At 67.0% G+C, this 18,469-nt stretch carries 22 protein-coding genes; 13 read left to right on the top strand and 9 right to left on the bottom strand.

The features are described 5' to 3' along the window. Positions 1–138: 138 nt before the first annotated feature. Together AB0L82_RS34510 and AB0L82_RS34505 are read right to left on the bottom strand one after the other, a co-directional pair. On the bottom strand, positions 139–1,359 hold the full coding sequence (locus tag AB0L82_RS34510; protein WP_364646168.1) for a M20 family metallopeptidase: 1,221 nt from the start codon (positions 1,357–1,359) through the stop codon (positions 139–141). A gap of 219 nt (positions 1,360–1,578) precedes the next feature. Then, positions 1,579–2,286: an enoyl-CoA hydratase/isomerase family protein gene (locus AB0L82_RS34505; protein ID WP_364646165.1), complete on the bottom strand. Its 708-nt coding sequence runs from the start codon at positions 2,284–2,286 to the stop codon at positions 1,579–1,581. Positions 2,287–2,447: 161 nt separating this feature from the next. On the opposite strand from AB0L82_RS34505, the gene AB0L82_RS34500 reads away from it, so the two are divergent. The 3 genes from AB0L82_RS34500 (at position 2,448) to AB0L82_RS34490 (ending at position 5,484) form a co-directional block, all read left to right on the top strand. Then, positions 2,448–3,227: a purine-nucleoside phosphorylase gene (locus AB0L82_RS34500; protein ID WP_364646163.1), complete on the top strand. Its 780-nt coding sequence runs from the start codon at positions 2,448–2,450 to the stop codon at positions 3,225–3,227. An 84-nt stretch (positions 3,228–3,311) separates the two neighbouring features. Further along, positions 3,312–4,937 (top strand): phospho-sugar mutase, encoded by a 1,626-nt coding sequence (locus tag AB0L82_RS34495; RefSeq protein WP_364646161.1) that lies wholly within the window; start codon positions 3,312–3,314, stop codon positions 4,935–4,937. 193 nt (positions 4,938–5,130) lie between these two features. After that, entirely contained in the window at positions 5,131–5,484 is a 354-nt protein-coding gene (locus AB0L82_RS34490) for a hypothetical protein (protein WP_364646158.1), read from the top strand. Positions 5,485–5,527: 43 nt separating this feature from the next. Here the strand turns inward: AB0L82_RS34490 and upp are convergent, their stop codons facing one another. Beyond that, positions 5,528–6,151 (bottom strand): uracil phosphoribosyltransferase, encoded by a 624-nt coding sequence (gene upp / locus AB0L82_RS34485; protein WP_364646156.1) that lies wholly within the window; start codon positions 6,149–6,151, stop codon positions 5,528–5,530. 138 nt (positions 6,152–6,289) lie between these two features. Here upp and AB0L82_RS34480 point away from each other — a divergent pair, with 138 nt between their 5' ends. The 5 genes from AB0L82_RS34480 to AB0L82_RS34460 are packed head-to-tail and all read left to right on the top strand — an operon-like array spanning position 6,290 to position 9,764. Continuing rightward, complete coding sequence (locus AB0L82_RS34480) at positions 6,290–6,613, top strand: type VII secretion target (RefSeq protein WP_364646153.1); 324 nt, start codon at positions 6,290–6,292, stop codon at positions 6,611–6,613. A 52-nt stretch (positions 6,614–6,665) separates the two neighbouring features. After that, complete coding sequence (locus AB0L82_RS34475; protein ID WP_364646150.1) at positions 6,666–7,835, top strand: NlpC/P60 family protein; 1,170 nt, start codon at positions 6,666–6,668, stop codon at positions 7,833–7,835. Further along, positions 7,832–8,167, top strand: a complete 336-nt coding sequence (locus tag AB0L82_RS34470; protein ID WP_364646147.1) for a hypothetical protein — start codon at positions 7,832–7,834, stop codon at positions 8,165–8,167. Before AB0L82_RS34475 ends, AB0L82_RS34470 begins: the two co-directional genes overlap by 4 nt. Continuing rightward, complete coding sequence (locus AB0L82_RS34465) at positions 8,164–8,505, top strand: YbaB/EbfC family nucleoid-associated protein (protein WP_364646144.1); 342 nt, start codon at positions 8,164–8,166, stop codon at positions 8,503–8,505. Before AB0L82_RS34470 ends, AB0L82_RS34465 begins: the two co-directional genes overlap by 4 nt. Positions 8,506–8,519: 14 nt before the next feature. Then, the gene (locus tag AB0L82_RS34460; protein ID WP_364646141.1) at positions 8,520–9,764 is read left to right on the top strand and encodes a primosomal protein; all 1,245 of its coding nucleotides are present in this window, start codon (positions 8,520–8,522) and stop codon (positions 9,762–9,764) included. Between the two features lie 54 nt (positions 9,765–9,818). On the opposite strand, the gene AB0L82_RS34455 is transcribed toward AB0L82_RS34460, so the two are convergent. The 4 genes from AB0L82_RS34455 to AB0L82_RS34440 all read right to left on the bottom strand — a co-directional run bounded on the left by AB0L82_RS34455 (position 9,819) and on the right by AB0L82_RS34440 (position 13,146). After that, complete coding sequence (locus AB0L82_RS34455; RefSeq protein WP_364646138.1) at positions 9,819–10,910, bottom strand: adenosine deaminase; 1,092 nt, start codon at positions 10,908–10,910, stop codon at positions 9,819–9,821. 176 nt (positions 10,911–11,086) lie between these two features. Next, positions 11,087–11,350 (bottom strand): excalibur calcium-binding domain-containing protein, encoded by a 264-nt coding sequence (locus tag AB0L82_RS34450; protein ID WP_364646135.1) that lies wholly within the window; start codon positions 11,348–11,350, stop codon positions 11,087–11,089. 64 nt (positions 11,351–11,414) lie between these two features. Further along, positions 11,415–12,701, bottom strand: a complete 1,287-nt coding sequence (locus AB0L82_RS34445; protein ID WP_364646525.1) for a thymidine phosphorylase — start codon at positions 12,699–12,701, stop codon at positions 11,415–11,417. 43 nt (positions 12,702–12,744) lie between these two features. After that, a complete protein-coding gene (locus AB0L82_RS34440) occupies positions 12,745–13,146 on the bottom strand; it encodes a cytidine deaminase (protein ID WP_364646522.1) in 402 nt (133 codons plus the stop codon). A 300-nt stretch (positions 13,147–13,446) separates the two neighbouring features. On the opposite strand from AB0L82_RS34440, the gene sdhC reads away from it, so the two are divergent. Genes sdhC through AB0L82_RS34420 form a run of 4 tightly spaced genes read left to right on the top strand, consistent with a single transcriptional unit; the run spans position 13,447 to position 16,822 of the window. Beyond that, positions 13,447–13,839, top strand: a complete 393-nt coding sequence (sdhC, locus tag AB0L82_RS34435; protein WP_364646132.1) for a succinate dehydrogenase, cytochrome b556 subunit — start codon at positions 13,447–13,449, stop codon at positions 13,837–13,839. 10 nt (positions 13,840–13,849) lie between these two features. Next, complete coding sequence (locus AB0L82_RS34430) at positions 13,850–14,281, top strand: succinate dehydrogenase hydrophobic membrane anchor subunit (RefSeq protein WP_364646130.1); 432 nt, start codon at positions 13,850–13,852, stop codon at positions 14,279–14,281. A gap of 16 nt (positions 14,282–14,297) precedes the next feature. Next, a complete protein-coding gene (gene sdhA, locus AB0L82_RS34425; protein WP_364646127.1) occupies positions 14,298–16,055 on the top strand; it encodes a succinate dehydrogenase flavoprotein subunit in 1,758 nt (585 codons plus the stop codon). Then, the gene (locus AB0L82_RS34420; protein ID WP_364646124.1) at positions 16,055–16,822 is read left to right on the top strand and encodes a succinate dehydrogenase iron-sulfur subunit; all 768 of its coding nucleotides are present in this window, start codon (positions 16,055–16,057) and stop codon (positions 16,820–16,822) included. The genes sdhA and AB0L82_RS34420 overlap by 1 nt, the downstream gene beginning before the upstream one ends. A 119-nt stretch (positions 16,823–16,941) precedes the next feature. Here AB0L82_RS34420 and AB0L82_RS34415 read toward each other — a convergent pair whose 3' ends face one another. Next, on the bottom strand, positions 16,942–17,172 hold the full coding sequence (locus AB0L82_RS34415) for a hypothetical protein (protein ID WP_364646121.1): 231 nt from the start codon (positions 17,170–17,172) through the stop codon (positions 16,942–16,944). Between the two features lie 112 nt (positions 17,173–17,284). Further along, positions 17,285–17,887 (bottom strand): PadR family transcriptional regulator, encoded by a 603-nt coding sequence (locus tag AB0L82_RS34410; protein ID WP_364646118.1) that lies wholly within the window; start codon positions 17,885–17,887, stop codon positions 17,285–17,287. 125 nt (positions 17,888–18,012) lie between these two features. Between AB0L82_RS34410 and AB0L82_RS34405 the strand changes: the two genes are divergently transcribed. Further along, positions 18,013–18,468 carry a hypothetical protein gene (locus AB0L82_RS34405; protein WP_364646115.1) on the top strand — a complete coding sequence of 152 codons (456 nt, stop codon included), beginning with the start codon at positions 18,013–18,015 and terminating at the stop codon, positions 18,466–18,468. The last annotated feature ends 1 nt before the right edge of the window (position 18,469 follow it).

Genomic DNA, 18,469 nt, shown 5'->3' with positions numbered 1-18,469 from the left:
CCAAGCCCATATCGACCCCCACCGAGCCGCCTGCCGCGATGCTCGCAGCCTGCGTCGCACGCGTAGCAGCCGAATGCCCCGTGGCCCGCGCAGTGTCGAACGCTGCGCTCGCGTGGCCCGTGGACCGGCCGGTTGTGCTCACCGAATGTCCTCCTGTCGAAGAAACTGCCGTTGCATGACTCGTTCCGACAACCTGTCCCTATGAAATTTGTCGCCTGCGAGTTGTATCGCGGTGCGGGCCAAAGCCGTTGCCCCGTCGATCACAGCCCGGTCGGCGGAGGCGTTCACCGCGGCAGCAGCGAACGCGGGCTGATGCGTCACCGCGCCTCCCGCATCGATCCCGATGACCGGGTGGATGCCGGGGATGACATTGGTGATGTTGCCCATATCCGTGCTGCCCAGTGGGCGTGCGGCCTCGAGTTCCGGGGCTATCGGCTCGCGTCCGAGATCGCGGATCTGCTCGCGATAGGCACACAGTAGTGCGCTGTCGGGAGTCAGCTCGGTATATGTCGGCGCGAGCTTCCGGATTTCATGGGTACATCCGGTTGCCAGGGCGCCTGCCTCGAAACAGGCCGATGCGCGTTGCATCAGATCATCGAGGGTCGCGGAGTCGACTGCGCGTAGGTAATACAGCAGTTCCGCGTGTCCGGGCACGATATTCGGGGCCACACCGCCCGAGCCGACTATACCGTGCAGCTGTTGCCCGGGGAGGAGATGTTGGCGGAGCAAACCCAGGGCAACTTGGGCGACGGTGACCGCGTCCAGGGCGTTTCGCCCGTATTGCGGCGCGGCGCTGGCATGCGATTCCCGGCCCAGATAGGTCACCGACAAATCCGCGAGTGCCAGGGAATGCGCACCGGAGATATCGTCCGGGCCCGGATGCACCATGAGCGCCATGGCGATTCCGTCGAAAGCGCCGCGCTCGAGCATGAGGACTTTGCCGCCGCCGCTCTCCTCGGCCGGGGTGCCGAGCAGTTTCACGGTGATACCGCAGGCGTCCGCGACCGCGGCCAGACCCAGCGCCGCGCCGACCGCGGACGCGGCAATGATGTTGTGGCCGCAGGCATGTCCGATTTCCGGGAGCGCGTCGTACTCCGCGCAAATACCGACCACCAGGTCGCCATGGCCGTAGGTCGCGGAAAAGGCCGTCGGCAGATCGGCGATACCGGACTCGATATGAAAACCGCGCTCGCGCAACGGCTCGATCGTCTTGGCGACGCTGCGAAATTCCTCGAAAGCCAACTCGGGCTCGGCGTGAATCGAATGCGACAGCGCCAGCAACTCTTCCCGCGCGTTCGCTATGGCCGAGTCGGCGGTGGCGAACAGCGACGGATCCCCGGGTGCCACGGACGCGTTCATCGACGCAGCATGCCATGACGGCAGGGGCGAACCGTACCGACTTATCGGGGGAAAGGAATTCCGGTCATCGCCGTTGCGCGATGGTGGCATAAACCACAGTCTTACACTCTTCCGCCACTCCGCAACCTCTGGACCAGCGGACAGCGTGCCGCCGATAAAAACCGACCGCCCCGCTTATCCGGTCTGGTAAGCGGGGCGGTCGCACATTCTCGATACGGCTCAGCTGGGGCTGAAGCCCAGGTTCTCCGGGGTGGTCTCGACGGCCAGGCCCGCCAGGATGTGCTGGTGCAGGGCGCGCTTGATGACCGGCAGGTTCGGCTTGCGGTTGCCCTTGAGGGCGTCGGCCTGGGCGACCGCGCCGGCCAGCAATGCCTCGGCGGCCAGTTTGCCGTCCACGATGCCCGCGGCGATGGCGTCATCCGCGCCGTAGCGGCGACCGGTGGTCATGGCCTCGACGGCGACCTGATTGGTGAGGCGGCCGGTGACGAGCGCGTTCATCGCGACCGTGAACGGCATGCCCAGGTGCACCTCGGGCAGGCACCAGAAACCGCGATCCGCGCGCATCAGGCGGAAATCGCAGGAGGTGGCGAGCATGGCGCCGGCGCCGAAGGCGTGACCGTTCACCGCGGCGATGGTCGGCATCTGGAAGGCCAGCAGGCGGGTGTACAGCGAATGCACGCGGTCCAGATACCAGCAGTTCTGATCGAAATTGCCGAACAGCCAATCGGTGTCGAGGCCATTGCTGAAGAACTTGCCGTTCGCGGTGACCACCAGCGCGGCCGGGCCCTCGGACGCCTCGACCTCGTCGAGCAGGGCGTGCACCTCGGTGATCCAGTCCGGGTGGAAGCGGTTCTCGCTGTCGATGTTCTGTCCCTCGGCTCCGAGGTACAGCACGAACACGTCCCCGTCACGCTTCAAATACGGCATGGGTGCAGATTAGCGGGGGCACGCACGGGCTCCTACTGACGGGTAGCAAGTGTCGTTCGCATACCGTGCGAAGCCCGGCGGGGTCTGCGAAATTGGGGCGAATACGGCAGGTGGGCGGCGTGACCGAGCATCCGTGATCGCCTGGGACTAGGGTGGCAGACATGCTAGCCGAGCAGGCCGCTCAGGCCATTGCGGAACGAACGGGTATCGAGCGTCACCGGGTCGCGGTGATTCTCGGATCGGGCTGGCAGGAAGCCGCCCTCGAAATCGGTGAACCGGCGAGCACCATCCCCATGGGTGAGGTGCCGGGCTTCGGATCACCCACCGCGCAGGGTCATCAGGGGACCATTCACTCGGTCCCGGTGAACGATTCGCCGGTGCTGCTGCTCATGGGCCGCCAGCATCTCTACGAGGGCCATGAGCCCGCGCAGGTGGTGCACAACGTCCGCACCGCGCTGGCGGCGGGCGCGGAGACCGTGCTGCTCACCAATGCCGCCGGTGGCATCCGCGACGATCTGCACGTCGGGGAACCGGTGCTGATCAGCGATCACATCAACCTCACCATGCGCACCCCCATCGCCGGGGCCAACTTCGTCGATCTGGTCGATGCCTGGGATCCCGAATTGCGCGCCCTCGCAAGGGAAGTCGACCCCAGCCTGACCGAGGGCGTGTACGCGGGCCTGACCGGTCCGCAGTACGAGACGCCCGCCGAGATCCGCTGGCTGCGCACCATCGGCGCGGATCTGGTCGGCATGTCCACGGTGCTGGAGGCCATCGCCGCCCGCGAGGGCGGGGCCAAGGTGCTGGGCATCTCCCTGGTCACCAATCTGGCCGCGGGCGTCACCGGAGCGCACCTCTCGCACGCCGAGGTGCTCGCCGAAGGCCATGCCGCCGCACCGCGACTGGGCAAACTGCTGCGCGGAGTACTGGAACGCCTGTAACCGGGTAACCGGACGCCTGTAAGCGAGCGAATGGCCCGGTGATATCCGCCGGGCCGAGCGCCGGAACGATATCGGGAGGCGCACATGCTGCGATTCGGTACCGCTGGACTACGCGGCCCACTGCAAGACGGACCCGACGGCATGAACGCCGACACCGTGGCGCTGGCCACCGCGGGCATCGCCGACTGGCTTCGAAACCGCTGCCTCGGTGGCGGATTGGTGATCGTCGGCCGCGACGCCCGGCACGGCTCCGCCGAATTCGCGCTCGTCACGGCCGAGGTCTTCGCGGCCGCCGGATTCACGGTGCTCGAACTCCCCCGCCCGCTCCCCACCCCCGTGGTCGCCTACGCCGTGCGCGCCCTGAAAGCCGTCGCGGGTGTACAGATCACCGCCTCGCACAACCCGGCCACCGATAACGGCTACAAGCTCTACCTCGACGGCGGCTCGCAGCTCGTCCCGCCCGCCGACGCCGAAATCGAAGCCCGCATAGACGCGGTCACGGGCGCCATCCCCCGCAAGGACGCCGCCGCCACCGCCCCGGACCCGTCGATCCTCGACCTCCCGGCCGCGGCGACCATCACCGCCATGGGCGAGGAAATCGTCCACCGCTACCTCGCCCGCGTCGCCGAACTCCCGGACCGCATCGGCGGGCCGCGTGAGTCCGCGCAACCCGTCGGCCCCGAGGACACGGCGGCGTCTACCGCCACCGCTGCCGATGCGGAGCGAGTCCCGGTGCCGCGCGCGGATATTCGCATCGCGCTGACCGCCATGCACGGGGTCGGTGGCGAGCTCGCGGCAGCGGCGCTGCGAGCGGCCGGGTTCGGTGCGGTGTTCGTCGTAGCCGAGCAATTCGCGCCCGACCCCGACTTCCCCACCGTGTCGTTCCCGAATCCGGAGGAGCCGGGGGCCTCGGATCGGTTGCTGGACTTGGCCGAACGACTCGACGTGGATATCGCCATCGCATTGGACCCGGACGCCGATCGCTGCGCGGTGGGCGTGCGCGGTGCGAACGGCTGGCGCATGCTGCGCGGCGATGAGACCGGCGTCCTGCTCGGCGATTTCGTATTGCGCACCGCCGCACCGGAATCCCTGGTGGCCACCACGATCGTGTCCTCACGCCTGCTGAGCAAGCTGGCCCCGGCGCGCGGAGCCCGCTATGCCGAAACCCTCACCGGCTTCAAATGGCTGGCGCGCGCGGGTGACGGCCTGGTCTACGCCTACGAGGAAGCCATCGGCCACTGCGTCGACCCGTCGACCGTCCGGGACAAGGACGGCATCTCGGCGGCGGTCCTGGCCGCGGACCTGGTCGCCCAGCTGAAAGCCCAGGGCCGCACCGTCGATGACGCCCTCGACGACCTCGCGATCGAATTCGGCGTCCACGCGGGCGACCAGATCTCACTGCGCCTGGCCGACGCCGCCGAAGCCGCCAAGGTGGTGGAACGCCTGCGCGAAACACCACCCGCCGAAATCGCGGGCGAAAAGGTGACCTGCACGGACATGTCCCAACTCCGCGGCCAAATGCGCACCGACGCACTCGTTTTCGAAGGCGACTCGCTCCGCGTGGTGATCCGCCCCTCCGGCACCGAGCCGAAACTCAAGTGCTACGCCGAAGTGGTCCACCCGGTCCCCACCCCGGAGGATCTGCCCACCGCGAAAGCCGCCGCCGCACAGCAACTCTCCGAGATCCGCGCCTTCTGCGAGAAGCTGTGAGCGCGGGTCTCCCCGAAGAAGCACCTCACCTGAGCCGAGATCCGCGCTGAACACACTGCGGCAGTGCGGATCTGGAACCGAGGTGCTGTGCACCGGTGATTTCCGGGGCCGGTGGGGTTCGGGGGTTTTCAGGTCGCGGGTTCGGCGCTAGCGTGAGGTGTGATTGTTAGCCTTACGAAAGGATTTTTTGCGCATGCGTAATTCCCTGTGGCTCACCGGATTCGGGATCGCGGCGGTGGCGGCGATCGGCAGTTCGGGGGTGGCCTCGGCCGCGGCGTCCGTCATCGAACAGGATGGGCCGTACGCGGTGAACACCGATATCTCGGCGGGGTACTACACGACGCACAATGCCGCGCCGGACTGCCAGTGGGCGCGGCTCGGGGTGGACGGGGTCATCATCGAACGCGGTGATGGCGGGAACGGCACGGTGACGGTGCGTGTTCCGGCCACCGACACCACATTCGCCACCTCGCACTGCGGGACCTGGCAGATCGAGGGCGGTTCGCGTCAGCCCACCGGACCCGGAACCGGATCGCTCGGATTCTGAGTTCGACGGGCGGGACGCTCGATTCGGTGCGGCCGAATCGGGTTCAGCGGGGGCCGAATTGGCGGTCCCCCGCATCGCCCAGACCGGGGACGATATAGGCGTCGGAGTTGAGGCCGCGGTCGATCGACGCGGTGACCAGGCGCACCGGGTGACCCGACTTCTCCAGGGCGGCAATGCCTTCGGGAGCCGCGACGACGCAGATGACGGTGATATCGCGGGCATTGCGGGTGGCGAGCAGGTCCAGGGTGAAGACCATGGAGCCGCCGGTGGCGAGCATGGGATCGAGCACGATCACCGGGGTGGTGGATAAGTCCTCGGGCAGCGATTCCATATACGGGGTGGGCTGGTGGGTCTCCTCATCGCGGGCCACGCCGACGAAGCCGATGCGGGCGTCGGGGATGAGGTTCTCGGCGGTTTCGACCATGCCCAGCCCGGCGCGCAGAACCGGGACGAGCAGGGGCGGGGAGGCCAGGCAGGTGCCCTCGGCGGCGGCGACCGGGGTCGCGATGGGGAAGCGGGTGATGGGGGCGTCGCGCATGGCCTCGTAGACCAGCAGACCCGTCAGGTCGCGCAGTGCCGCTCGGAAGGTGGGGTTGGTGGTGCGCGCATCGCGCATGGTGGTCAGCAATGCGGCAGCGAGCGGGTGATCCACGATGTCAGTGCGCATAGGAAAACGATAGGTCAGTGCGGCGATTCGAGGATACGGCCGCCCGATTTCGGTCCTCGGCGGAACCGAATTCGCCCCGGCCCCGTCCAATCTCATGCAGGACGTAATCAGCCAGCGACCGGCACGATGGGGGTATCCATGCACCGGATCACGATCGATCCAGCAGGTCTCACCGAGTACGCGACGACGGCCGCCGCCATGGCCGCGACCCTCGCCGGCGCGACCCTGCGCGCCACCGCCGCCGACCCCCTCCTACTCGCCCCCGCCCTCGGTCCCATCGGGGCGGATTTCCTCACCACATATCGGGCCGCGCACGCCACGCACCTGACCGCGCTGGCGGATCTCACCACCGTCCTGGCGAGCCTCGGCGCGGCGACGATCGGCGCGGAGACCGCGTACTCGGCGACCGACACCGCCTACGCGACAGCGCTGCGCGCGAACAGCCGAGAGGTGGACGCATGATCGCCGCAGCCTCCGCACGGCCGACCGGCGCGGTCCGAACAGGGCCGAGGTCATGAGCCCCGGGCCGGACGTATCGGGGCTGGCGCAGCCGATCGTGGAGTTGCTGGCCGGTTTCGGATCCGGTGAAGCAACCTCCGCGGGCGCGGCACTGCGCGAAGCCTCGGGGACCGCGGACGAGACCCATGCGACGGGACGCACCGCGATCAACACGATGTACCCGAGCTGGAACGGCCGCGGCGGGGACGCGGCGATGGACAAGGCGCTCCAGGTGCAGACGGGCGTCGCGACCGTCTCCGATCGCGGCGAGCAGATGGCGACCGTACTGGATCGGGCGGAGACGGAGGTGGCGTCGGGGCGGCGCGAGGTCGCGGAGATTCTGCGGTCGTTCCTCGCGAAGGTCGACGCGGTATCGGCGGCCGGATTCAGTCCCACGGCGCTGGCCGTGCTCGTCGGCGCGGCCATCGATCATGTCGGGCAGGCGCTTCGCGTGGTGGAGCGGGTGCGGGCCGAACTCGAGGCCGATGACGCCGCCATGCGCGAATTGGTCACGCCGCCAAAGACTCCGGCCCCGGCGGTGATCGCGCCCGAGAAGACCGATCCGCCGCAGATCTCTCCCGCCGCGACGGTCGTGCCCGCGAGCACGGAGTCGGCGGTCGGCGGCGGGCAGATCGGGTCGGCGGTGCTGTCCTCGGGCGGGAAGACAATCGAGTCCGGGGCCTCGATGCTCAGCGGCCTGTCCACAACCGCCGCGTCCGTGGGTGATTCACCGCCGACCAGCTCGAATCGCACCCGGCGCCCCACCCCCGATATCCGGCCCACCGGGACCGGGGTGAAGCTCACCCTCCCCGACGGCAGTACCGTGGAGGCCCCGAACCAGCAGGCCGCCGACGCGGTGCGCAATGCGCTGAGCGCGGTCGGGACGCCCTACGTATGGGGCGGCACCACGCCCGGTTCGGGTCTGGATTGCAGTGGTTTGACGCAATGGGCGTACGCGCAAGCCGGGGTTCCGCTGCCGCGCTTGGCGCAGGAACAGGGTTACGGCCACACCCAGATCGGTCCAGGGGACTTGATGCCCGGCGATCTGGCGGTATGGGACGGACATGTGGCGATGGTGATCGGCAACGGTCAATTGGTGGAGGCGGGTGACCCGGTGCAGACGGGTCCGATTCGAACGGAGAACAGCGGAATGAATTTCCTCGGCTTCTACAGGCCCACCGCATGAGCGAGATTCCGAAGGTCACCGTGGCGGCCAGCGCCAATCGGGCGGGCACCGTCACCGTGCACGCCACCGATCAGGGCCTGCCGGTGGAGATCCGCTTCGAGCGGAGTGAATACCGTTACGGCGCACAGGCTCTGGCGGACGAGATCCTGCGCCTGACCAAGCGCTCGGCCATCGCCGCCAAATCCCGCCGCCGCGAACTACTCGCCGAGGCCGGACTCCCGGCCGAGACATTGGACCGGCTCGGCCTGCCCACCCGGCAGGCCGCCGTCGACGCGCTGGACCGGCTCGACGATGCCGATACCGGCCCCGCGAACTGGCTGCGGAACTCATGAGCGCCGAGATGGACGCGCTGGTCAACGGCGTCACCAACCAGCTCGAAGCGCTCGAATCCGCACTCGCCGGATTGCGCGGCGTACGCGCCGAATTCACCAGCGAGGACCGTTCGGTCACCGCCGAAGTGGACGGTGACGGCGCACTGACGGGCCTCTGGCTGGCCGAATCGGTGACCTCTCGCCCACCCGCGGAAGTGTCCCGATTGGTGCTGTGGGCGAGCCGCCGGGCCGCCGCTCTCGCGACCGAACAACGCGCCGAAATCCTCGCCGGACTGAACCGGTCTCTCGCCCCGGGAAATGTTGGGGGCGACCCGGATAGTGCCAAGAGCGACCACTAGATAGGCTTCCGGTCATGGCTTCTGGAGACATCGTCCCGATCGCGCTCGGCCTGACCAAAGGCGATCTCGTCACCCTGTGGGCACCGCGCTGGCGAGACGGCGACGATGAGTGGCAGGCATTCCTCGGCCACGAGGAGGATCTCTACGGTTTCGACTCCGTAGCGGAGCTGGCCGCGTTCATCCGGACCAATGCCGAGAACGATCTCGTCGACCATCCCGCGTGGAAGATCATCGCCGGTCTGTCGGCCGCCGAATTGGAGCCGGAGGAGCAGTACGTCTTCGATCTGGTCGGCGTGCCCGAACTGGCCGCCGACGATCCGGATCCGGAGATCCTGTCCGAGCTCGAGGAGACCCTCGAGATGGTCCGCAATATCGGCGACGTCTGCGAACTCGACGTGGTCAACAAGTTCTTCGGTTCGCATCCGGTGCTGGGCGCGCTCGCCACCGGCGTGGGCACCTTCGCCGGTAAGGAAGGCGAGGAGCTGTGGGATTCCATCGGCTCGGCGATCAACAAGGACTGGGACGCGGTGCTGGACGCCATCGACTCGGTGGTGGAGATCCCGGACGTGGACGCGGACGCGGTGGCCGTCGCGGAGGCGGAACTGCTTGCGGCGGAAGAGAACATCGTCGATGCCGAGGACGCCGCCGATACCGATGAGGATATCGAGCCGGTCGATCTGGACGAAGAGGATGAGGACGAGGACGAGGAGCTCTCGTTCTGGCATGAGGTCGGCATCGACCCGGTCAAGATCGTCACCTCCGAGGGCACCTGGTTCACGCTGCGATGCTATGTGGACGATGAGCCGATCTTCCTCGGTAAGGACGGGTCCATCACGGTGTTCGGTTCCGAGCGCGCGCTGGCCCGCTACCTCGCCGACGATCATGAGCACGATCTGGTGCGGGTGAGCACCTACGGCGATATCCAGACCGCGGCGGTCGACGGCGGCCTCGAGGTCGAGGTCGACGAGGAGAACGTCTACGTGCTGCCCGGCCTGGCCGACGATCTGGCCGAGGGCCCGCAGGCGGTGGATACCGATCAGCTCGATCTCGCGGTCGAATTGTTCACCGACGCAGCCGATTACGCCGATGAGAACAATGTCGAAACCGCGCTCGCGGTGTCCTCGCCGCTCGGCTGGTACGTGTCCTACCTGCTGAACCCGGACCCGAGCCGGATGGCCCCGAACCCGCCGTTCAAGGCCGAGGCCGATGCCTGGCGCGCGCTCGAAGAGGCCTTCGAGAACCGCCTCAGCAAGGCTTGATCGAAAGACCAACGACCGCAGGCCCTTCCGCATAGGAGGGGCCTGCGGCCGTTTTCAGCCGAGCAGTACGGCGTAGCCCGGCTTGATGACCTCGTCGATGATGCGCAGCCGCTCGGGGAACGGGATGAACGCGGACTTCATGGCATTGATGGTGAACCGCTCCAGATCGCTCCAGCCGTAGCCGAAGGTCTGCACCAGCTTGTGCATCTCCTCGCTCATGCTGGTGTCGCTCATCAATCGGTTGTCGGTGTTGACGGTGACCCGGAAGCGCAGGCGCGCAAGCAGATCGAACGGATGCTTGTCGAGCGAGGGCACCGCGCCGGTCTGCACATTCGAGGACGGGCACAGTTCGAGCGGAATTCGCATGTCCCGCACATAATTCGCGACCAGCCCGAGTTTCGGGCCTTCGGGTGAATCGGTGATGTCATCGGTGATGCGCACCCCGTGCCCGAGCCGATCGCATCCGCAAAAGGCAAGCGCCTCATGGATACTCGGCAGCCCGAACGCCTCACCCGCGTGAATGGTGAAGTGCGCGCTATTGGCTCGCATGTATTCGAACGCGTCCAGGTGCCGGGTGGGAGGGTACCCGGCTTCCGCGCCCGCGATATCGAAGCCGCCGACGCCGCGATCGCGCCAGCGCACGGTCAGTTCGGCGATCTCGCGGGAGCGCGCGGCATGGCGCATGGCGGTGAGCAGACAGACCACCCGAATCGGTGTTCCGGCGGCCGCGGCCAAAGCCTCGCCTTCCCGGAAGCCCTCGATGGTGTACTGCACCACCTCGTCGAGGGTGAGCCCGTTCTCCAGATGCTGTTCGGGCGCGAATCGCGATTCGGCGTACACCACCCCGTCCGCGGCGAGGTCCACGGCGCATTCGCGGGCGACGCGGCGCAGACCCTCGGGCGTCTGCATGACGGCGACGGTGTGCGCGAAGGTTTCCAGATAGCGTTCCAGCGAGCCGCTGTTGGCGGCGTCGCGGAACCAATTGCCGAGCGTTTCGGCGTCACCAGCCGGTAGCTGGTCGTATCCGCAGTCGCGGGCGAGCTCGAGCACGGTCGCGGGACGCAGCCCGCCGTCGAGGTGATCGTGCAGGACCGCCTTCGGCGCCTGGCGGATGGAAGCGAGGGTGAGGGGCGTCGGTCCAGTCATGTAGAAACGGTAGCCGCATTCCCGTTCTGCGGCATGGTAGTTCGCCTGTGTGCACCCTCTCGTAGGCGTGTCGTTGCCCACCCGTTGCTAGGTGCGGTGGCGATCTTCACCCGGGAGACGCACGCGAATGTCCGCACCGCCCCGCGTGATTGCGCGACGGCGAGCGGCGGGGCGGATCAGTACCCGCAGGCGACGCCGTTCCCGTCCGGATCGAGCTGACGCGTATACCCGGGTTGTCCGGCCAGCAGCGGGGCCTTGCCCTGCGCCCGCACCTGTTCACAGTTCACGTAGTACGGGTACGGCGCGGCCGGTGCGGAGGACGGTGGGGTGTTGTTGATCCGAGGTTCGGCGGAGGCGACCGCGGGCAGCACCGCGGTGCAGGCGATCGCCCCCAGACAAGCCATCGAAACGCGTAATCGGAAATCGCTTCTATGCTTCACGATCCCAGGCTAGGCCGATCTTCCGGCACCCGCCGCGTTCCAGGTCAAGCGCCCACTACCGATCTCACGACGCGGTGATGCGGCCCAGTACGAGGGGGCCGAAGGGTTCGTCGGTCTCGCCGATGTCGTAGGCGTCGCGCAGGGTCTCCAGGGCGACCGGGATCGCTTCCGGGGTGTCGGTGTGCAGGGTGAGCAGGGGTGCGCCCGCGGTGACGGGATCACCTTCTTTGGCGTGCATTTCGATGCCCGCGCCGGGCTGCACCGCATCGCCCTGGCGGGCTCGGCCCGCGCCGAGTTGCCAGGCGGCGATGCCGACGTCGAGGGCGTCGAGCCGAATCAGGGTGCCGGACACCGGGGCTCGCAGGATTTCGGTGTGCTCGGCGGTGGGCAGGGGTGCGTCCGGATCGCCGCCCTGGGCCGCGATCATGGCGCGCCAGTGATCCATGGCGCGACCGTCCGCGAGCGCGTCGGCCGGGTCGATGCCGTCGATTCCGGCCTGCGCCAGCATTTCCCGGGCCAGCACGAGCGTGAGTTCGACCACGTCGGCGGGCCCGCCACCGGCCAGTACCTCGAGGGATTCGGCCACTTCCAGGGCGTTTCCGGCGGTACGCCCGAGCGGGGTGTCCATGGCCGTGAGCAATGCCACCGTGCGCACACCCGCATCGGTGCCGAGTTCGACCATGGCGGTGGCCAATTCGCGCGCCTGATCGAGCTCCTTCAGGAACGCCCCGCGCCCGACCTTCACATCGAGCACCAGCGCACCGGTGCCCTCGGCGATCTTCTTGCTCATGATGGAGCTGGCGATCAGCGGAATGGATTCGACGGTCCCGGTGACATCGCGCAGTGCGTAGAGCCGTTTGTCGGCCGGAGCGAGATCCGCGCCCGCCGCGCAGACCACCGCTCCGATGGCCGGGTCTGCCAGCATCTCCCGCATTCGCTCCACCGAGATATCGGCGCGCCAGCCGGGAATGGCCTCGAGCTTGTCCAAAGTGCCGCCGGTGTGGCCCAATCCACGCCCGGACAGCTGCGGTACGGCCGCACCGCAGGCCGCGACCAGTGGCGACAGCGGCAGGGTGATCTTGTCCCCCACCCCGCCGGTGGAGTGCTTGTCCACGGTGGGCCGCGCCAGATCGCTGAAGTCCAGGCGTTTTCCGGAGTCGATCATGGCGGCGGTCCAGCGCGCGGTCTCGCGGCGGTTCATGCCGCGCCACACGATCGCCATGGCCAGCGCGGACATCTGTTCGTCCGCGATCTCGCCGCGGGTGAACGCGTCCACCACCCAATCGATTTGCGCGTCGCCGAGTTCGCCGCCGTCGCGCTTGGTCCGGATCACCGCTACCGCCGAGTGCACACTCATGGCGTCAAATCTTCCATGGCGATCGGCGCGCGGCGCGTTATTGCTGTCCGGCTTCCAGGTCGTCGGGGCCGAAGGCATCGGGCAGCAGGTTGCTCAGCGGTACCGGTGCGCCGCGATGATCGATGACGACTTCGCCGCCGCCGTGCTCGAACAGCAGCTGCCGGCAGCGTCCGCAGGGCATCAGGATTTCGCCCCTGGAATCGCAGACCGAGACCGCCGCGAGGCGTCCGCCACCGGACGAAATCAAGTTACCGACCAGTACACATTCGGCGCAGAGGCCCAAACCGTATGAGATATTTTCCACATTGCAGCCGCTCACCACGCGCCCGTCAACGGTGAGAGCAGCGGCGCCGACGGGGAATCTGGAGTAGGGCGCATAGGCGTTCTGCATTACTTCGAATGCGTTGCGGCGCAAGGCGTTCCAGTCAATATCCGACATATCGGACCATCCTTCCATGCCCGTGCGGGAGCCCGCCTGAAACGCCCCGGACGACACCCCGAAAATCAGGAAAGGCAAACCTAACTCAGCAATTTCAAGGCCAACGAGCGGCACGCCGAATTAGTTCCGGAAGATGGCTGGGATTAGAGTTCAGAACAGATCGGTTCAGGTTCCCGACTGCGGGCCTGCAGCACTGCCACCGGACGTCCTTCCGGCCGTGAGCTGGTGTTATTCGACAGTCCAATGGCTCCGCGCCGGATCTGACCGGGTCCATCAACGACGTTGGAGGCACCGCACTCTATGACCACGCTAGAAGCTCCGGCCAAGCCGAAGCGGACCCTGTACCGAGGCGACCCCGGCATGTGGTCCTGGGCTCTGCACCGCATCACCGGCGTAACCATCTTCTTCTTCCTGTTCGTCCACGTGCTCGATACCGCCCTGGTGCGCGTCAGCCCGGACACCTACGACCAGGCGATCGAGACCTACAAGAACCCCGTCGTCGCCCTCATGGAGATGGGCCTCGTTGTCTGCGTGCTGTTCCACGCGTTCAACGGCGTCCGGGTCATCCTTGTCGACTTCTGGTCGAAGGGCCCCCGCTACCAGCGCCAGATGCTCTGGATCGTGCTCGCGATCTGGATCCTCGTCGCGGGCGCCGGGATCGGCCGCCAGCTCTTCTACCTGCTGACGAATTGAGCCACTGACCATGACCGCACCTGTTCTCGGTAAGTCCTACGACCGCCCCGCCAGCCTGGACGCCCCGCGCGCCCCGCGCCGCGCCGGTGGCAATAACTTCGAGAAGTACGCGTGGCTGTTCATGCGCTTCTCCGGCCTGCTGCTCATCATCCTGGTCATCGGCCATATGACGATCATGCTGATGCTGGACGGCGGCGTGCACCGGCTCAACTTCGCGTTCGTCGCCGGCCGCTGGGCCTCGCCGTTCTGGCAGGTCTGGGATCTGACCATGCTGTGGCTCGCGCAGCTGCACGGCGGCAACGGCCTGCGCACCGTCATCGACGATTACGCGCGCAAGGACTCCACCCGCTTCTGGCTGAAGACCGCGCTGGTCATCTCCATGATTCTCGTCGTGGTGACCGGCACGTACGTGATCTTCACCTTCGACCCCAACATCAGTTAGGAACAGGCAGCCTCCGATGAGTGAATCTCGACCGATTCAGGAGCACCGCTACGACGTCGTGATCGTCGGTGCCGGTGGCGCGGGCATGCGCGCGGCCATCGAGGCCGGGCCCCGCGTCCGGACCGCTGTCCTGACCAAGCTCTACCCGACCCGCAGCCACACCGGCGCGGCGCAGGGCGGTATGTGCGCCGCCCTCGCGAACGTGGAAGAGGACAACTGGGAGTGGCACACCTTCGATACCGTCAAGGGTGGTGACTACCTGGTCGACCAGGACGCCGCGGAGATCATGGCCAAGGAAGCCATCGACGCCGTGCTCGACCTGGAGAAGATGGGCCTGCCGTTCAACCGCACGCCCGAGGGCAAGATCGATCAGCGTCGCTTCGGCGGTCACACCCGTGACCACGGCAAGGCGCCCGTGCGCCGGGCCTGCTACGCCGCCGACCGCACCGGTCACATGATCCTGCAGACGCTGTACCAGAACTGCGTCAAGCACGACGTGGAGTTCTACAACGAGTTCTACGTGCTCGACCTGATCATGTCCGGCACCGTCGCGACCGGCGTGGTCGCCTACGAGCTGGCCACCGGCGAGATCCACGTCTTCCACGCGAAGTCGATCATCTTCGCCACCGGTGGTTCGGGCCGCATGTACAAGACCACCTCCAATGCCCACACCCTCACCGGTGACGGTATGGCGATTGTGTTCCGCAAGGGACTCCCGCTGGAGGACATGGAGTTCCACCAGTTCCATCCGACAGGTCTCGCGGGTCTGGGCATCCTCATCTCCGAGGCGGTCCGTGGCGAGGGCGGCATCCTGCGCAACGCGTCGGGTGAGCGGTTCATGGAGCGCTACGCCCCCACCATCAAGGACCTCGCACCGCGTGACATCGTCGCGCGCTCGATGGTGCTCGAGGTGCTGGAAGGCCGCGGCGCCGGGCCGAACAAGGATTACGTCTACATCGACGTGACCCACCTCGGCGAGGACGTGCTCGAGGAGAAGCTCCCCGACATCACCGAATTCGCGCGCACCTACCTGGGTGTGGACCCGGTGACCGAACTGGTCCCCGTCATGCCGACCTGCCACTACGTCATGGGCGGCATCCCGACCCGCATTCGCGGTGAGGTGCTGCGCAACAACACCGACGTGGTCCCCGGCCTGTACGCCGCCGGTGAGTGCGCGTGCGTGTCCGTGCACGGCTCGAACCGTCTGGGCACCAACTCGCTGCTCGACATCAACGTGTTCGGCCGCCGCGCGGGCATCGCCGCCGCCGAGTACGCCGCCCGCACCGAATTCGTCGAGCTCCCGGAGAGCCCGGCGCAGATGGTGCAGGACTGGCTGGCGCTGATCCTGTCCGACCACGGCAATGAGCGCGTGGCCGATATCCGCACCGAACTGCAGTACACGATGGATATGAACGCCGCCGTGTTCCGCACCGAGGACACCCTCAAGCAGGCGCTGACCGATATTCACGCGCTCAAGGAGCGGTACACCCGAATCACCGTGCAGGACAAGGGCAAGCGCTACAACAGCGATCTGCTCGAGGCCGTCGAGCTCGGCTTCCTGCTGGAGCTTGCCGAGGTCACGGTCGTCGGCGCGCTCAACCGCAAGGAATCGCGCGGCGGCCACGCCCGCGACGACTACCCGGACCGCGACGACACCAACTACATGCGCCACACCATGGCCTACAAGACCGGCCCGGAGCTGATCTCGGACATCCGGCTGGACTACAAGCCGGTGGTGCAGACCCGTTACGAGCCGATGGAGCGTAAGTACTGATGACTGCTGTCGCTGAAACGCCGCAGAAGGCCGCTCCGGTGCCGGAAGGCTCCGTGCTGATCAATGTCAAGGTCGCGCGGTTCAACCCCGAGGACGGTCAGGGCCAGCACTGGGACGAGTTCAAGGTGCCGGTGCTCCCCACCGACCGGTTCCTGAACGTGCTCATCTACATCAAGTCCTACCTGGACGGCACACTCACCTTCCGGCGCTCCTGCGCGCACGGCGTGTGTGGCTCCGATGCCATGCGCATCAACGGCGTCAACCGCCTGGCGTGCAAGATCCTCATGAAGGACATGCTGCCCAAGAACGGCAAGGACATCACCGTCACCGTCGAACCCATCCGCGGCCTGCCCGTGGAGAAGGATCTCGTGGTGAACATGGAGCCGTTCTTCGACGCGTTCAAGGCGGTGAAGCCGTACCTGATCACCTCGGGTAACGAGCCCACCTACGAGCGCATCCAGTCCCAGCACGACCGGGCTCGCTTCGATGACACCACCAAGTGCATCCTGTGCGCCTGCTGCACCACCTCGTGCCCCGTGTACTGGAGTGACGGCAGCTACTTCGGTCCGGCCGCGATCGTGAACGCGCACCGCTTCATCTTCGACAGCCGGGACGAGGGCGCTCGTGAGCGTCTGGACATCCTGAACGATGTCGAGGGTGTGTGGCGCTGCCGCACCACCTTCAACTGCACCGACGCGTGCCCCCGTGGCATCGAGGTCACCAAGGCGATCCAGGAAGTCAAGCGCGCGTTGCTCTTCGCGCGCTAGGAGTAGCCCACTCCCGGGGCCCTCAGGGGTAAACCCCTGAAACCCCGTGGACGCTCGAAACATGAAGAACGCCCGCATCATTGGATGCGGGCGTTCTTCGTTTATCCCCCGGGTGTCGCTCAGTGGCAGCGGGCGTAGCCCGAGCCGGTGGGGCGGCAGTGCAGCAGGCAGATCTCGTCGGCGGTGGCGGTGGGGGCGACCGACTGGGTGTCATCGGTCTGCGCGACCTGGGTGGGCTGATCCAGCGGAATGCCTTCGGCCATGGCGGAACCCGCGCCGATGGGCGAGAGCATGGCGACCGCAGCCGCACCGACGATGAACAGACCTGCGCGACGCACCGAGATCGTCATGGTGGATAACCTTTCATTCCCACTCCCCCTTGGGAGTTCGTTGAAAAGATCATCACCGGCGGACCTTAACGGCCATCGGGGTAAATTCTTAAAGACGATGTGGCCCCGGCTGTTACGTCTGGAACGCCGCCAGCGATTCCCACGACCAGGTGAGCGTGCCCGCCGCCAGATCCGCGATAACGCCTTCCAGCCAACGGAGTTCGGCGTCCGCGATGGCGCGCTGGTATTCGTCTTCCAGGGTGACGATGCGGGGTAGCCCGAACTGTGCGGATTGTGCTGCGTCGGAATCGATTTCGGCGATCCGGGTGCGAATCGCGGCGGCCCGGTTCGACAGTTCGACCTGAGCCTGCTCCGGCCCCATGAGCATCAGGAACGACAGTGCCGCGGGGAATTCCGGGAATTCATTGCGCGGTTGCGCGACCATCTCGGTCAACCAGGTCATGAACGCCTCGCGGCCCGCGTCGGTGATCTCGTAGACGGTGCGCTCGGGATACTGCTGGTCGCGCCCGGTCTCGCGCACCGCCACCAGTCCGGCGTCCTGCAATCGCGCGATGGTCTTGTACAGCCCCGCCCGCTGTCCCACGTTCACGACCTTGTCCTTGCCCCACTCCTTGATGCGGCGCTGGATGGCATAGGGGTGCATCGGCTCCATATGCAGGATGCCGAGCAGCGCCAGCGCCAGGGGCGAGCGTTTGAACTGCGGCGATGCTGTCATACCCGCATCCTACTGGGTTCCGGACAACTAGATTTCCAACTACTAGTTGCCAAGCAACTAGTGTCTGTGCAACTATCGAGGAGCAGGCGAACCCGACCCGCTCCACCGCCCCGAAAGGCAGCGCAATGAACACCACCACCCGCATCCACACCGATCACGGCACCACCAAGCGCCTCGGCGATTGGACCGCCGAGAAGCATTTCGAGGTCAAGGCCCGCTACGGCAGCGTCGTGATCGATCTGCGCTCGCCGCTCATCGAGGGCGAGGACGAGATCGTGGTGCACGCCGATCTGGACCACGCCATGGTCAAGCTGCTGGTTCCGGACGACGCGGTCATCGACCAGTCCGAACTGGAGTGGACCGGTCGCGGCCGGGTCAAGGACTTCACCCGTCCCGCAACCGCTTCCGGCCGCGTCATCCGGCTGACCGGTGCGGTCCGCAGCGGTGAGTTCCGCGTGCATCGCGGCGGTATCGCCGTGCTGTCGGCACTGTTCAGCCGCGAGTTCATCGAGGACGCCCGCAAGGCCAATCGCGAGGGCCGCACCCCGACCCTGGTCGATCCGGCCAACGCGCCCCGCTGAG

Source organism: Nocardia sp. NPDC052001 (assembly GCF_040680615.1).
Lineage (GTDB): Bacteria > Actinomycetota > Actinomycetes > Mycobacteriales > Mycobacteriaceae > Nocardia.
Note: the sequence above shows the minus strand (reverse complement) of the source record. Positions and strands in the feature narration are given on the sequence as shown.

Excerpts from the sequence above, each read along its gene's own strand:
- AB0L82_RS34510 (WP_364646168.1), bottom strand. The coding sequence starts at position 1,359 with ATGAACGCGTCCGTGGCACCCGGGGATCCGTCGCTGTTCGCCACCGCC.
- AB0L82_RS34505 (WP_364646165.1), bottom strand. The coding sequence starts at position 2,286 with ATGCCGTATTTGAAGCGTGACGGGGACGTGTTCGTGCTGTACCTCGGA.
- AB0L82_RS34500 (WP_364646163.1), top strand. The coding sequence starts at position 2,448 with ATGCTAGCCGAGCAGGCCGCTCAGGCCATTGCGGAACGAACGGGTATC.
- AB0L82_RS34495 (WP_364646161.1), top strand. The coding sequence starts at position 3,312 with ATGCTGCGATTCGGTACCGCTGGACTACGCGGCCCACTGCAAGACGGA.
- AB0L82_RS34490 (WP_364646158.1), top strand. The coding sequence starts at position 5,131 with ATGCGTAATTCCCTGTGGCTCACCGGATTCGGGATCGCGGCGGTGGCG.
- upp (WP_364646156.1), bottom strand. The coding sequence starts at position 6,151 with ATGCGCACTGACATCGTGGATCACCCGCTCGCTGCCGCATTGCTGACC.
- AB0L82_RS34480 (WP_364646153.1), top strand. The coding sequence starts at position 6,290 with ATGCACCGGATCACGATCGATCCAGCAGGTCTCACCGAGTACGCGACG.
- AB0L82_RS34475 (WP_364646150.1), top strand. The coding sequence starts at position 6,666 with ATGAGCCCCGGGCCGGACGTATCGGGGCTGGCGCAGCCGATCGTGGAG.
- AB0L82_RS34470 (WP_364646147.1), top strand. The coding sequence starts at position 7,832 with ATGAGCGAGATTCCGAAGGTCACCGTGGCGGCCAGCGCCAATCGGGCG.
- AB0L82_RS34465 (WP_364646144.1), top strand. The coding sequence starts at position 8,164 with ATGAGCGCCGAGATGGACGCGCTGGTCAACGGCGTCACCAACCAGCTC.
- AB0L82_RS34460 (WP_364646141.1), top strand. The coding sequence starts at position 8,520 with ATGGCTTCTGGAGACATCGTCCCGATCGCGCTCGGCCTGACCAAAGGC.
- AB0L82_RS34455 (WP_364646138.1), bottom strand. The coding sequence starts at position 10,910 with ATGACTGGACCGACGCCCCTCACCCTCGCTTCCATCCGCCAGGCGCCG.
- AB0L82_RS34440 (WP_364646522.1), bottom strand. The coding sequence starts at position 13,146 with ATGTCGGATATTGACTGGAACGCCTTGCGCCGCAACGCATTCGAAGTA.
- sdhC (WP_364646132.1), top strand. The coding sequence starts at position 13,447 with ATGACCACGCTAGAAGCTCCGGCCAAGCCGAAGCGGACCCTGTACCGA.
- AB0L82_RS34430 (WP_364646130.1), top strand. The coding sequence starts at position 13,850 with ATGACCGCACCTGTTCTCGGTAAGTCCTACGACCGCCCCGCCAGCCTG.
- sdhA (WP_364646127.1), top strand. The coding sequence starts at position 14,298 with ATGAGTGAATCTCGACCGATTCAGGAGCACCGCTACGACGTCGTGATC.
- AB0L82_RS34420 (WP_364646124.1), top strand. The coding sequence starts at position 16,055 with ATGACTGCTGTCGCTGAAACGCCGCAGAAGGCCGCTCCGGTGCCGGAA.
- AB0L82_RS34415 (WP_364646121.1), bottom strand. The coding sequence starts at position 17,172 with ATGACGATCTCGGTGCGTCGCGCAGGTCTGTTCATCGTCGGTGCGGCT.
- AB0L82_RS34410 (WP_364646118.1), bottom strand. The coding sequence starts at position 17,887 with ATGACAGCATCGCCGCAGTTCAAACGCTCGCCCCTGGCGCTGGCGCTG.
- AB0L82_RS34405 (WP_364646115.1), top strand. The coding sequence starts at position 18,013 with ATGAACACCACCACCCGCATCCACACCGATCACGGCACCACCAAGCGC.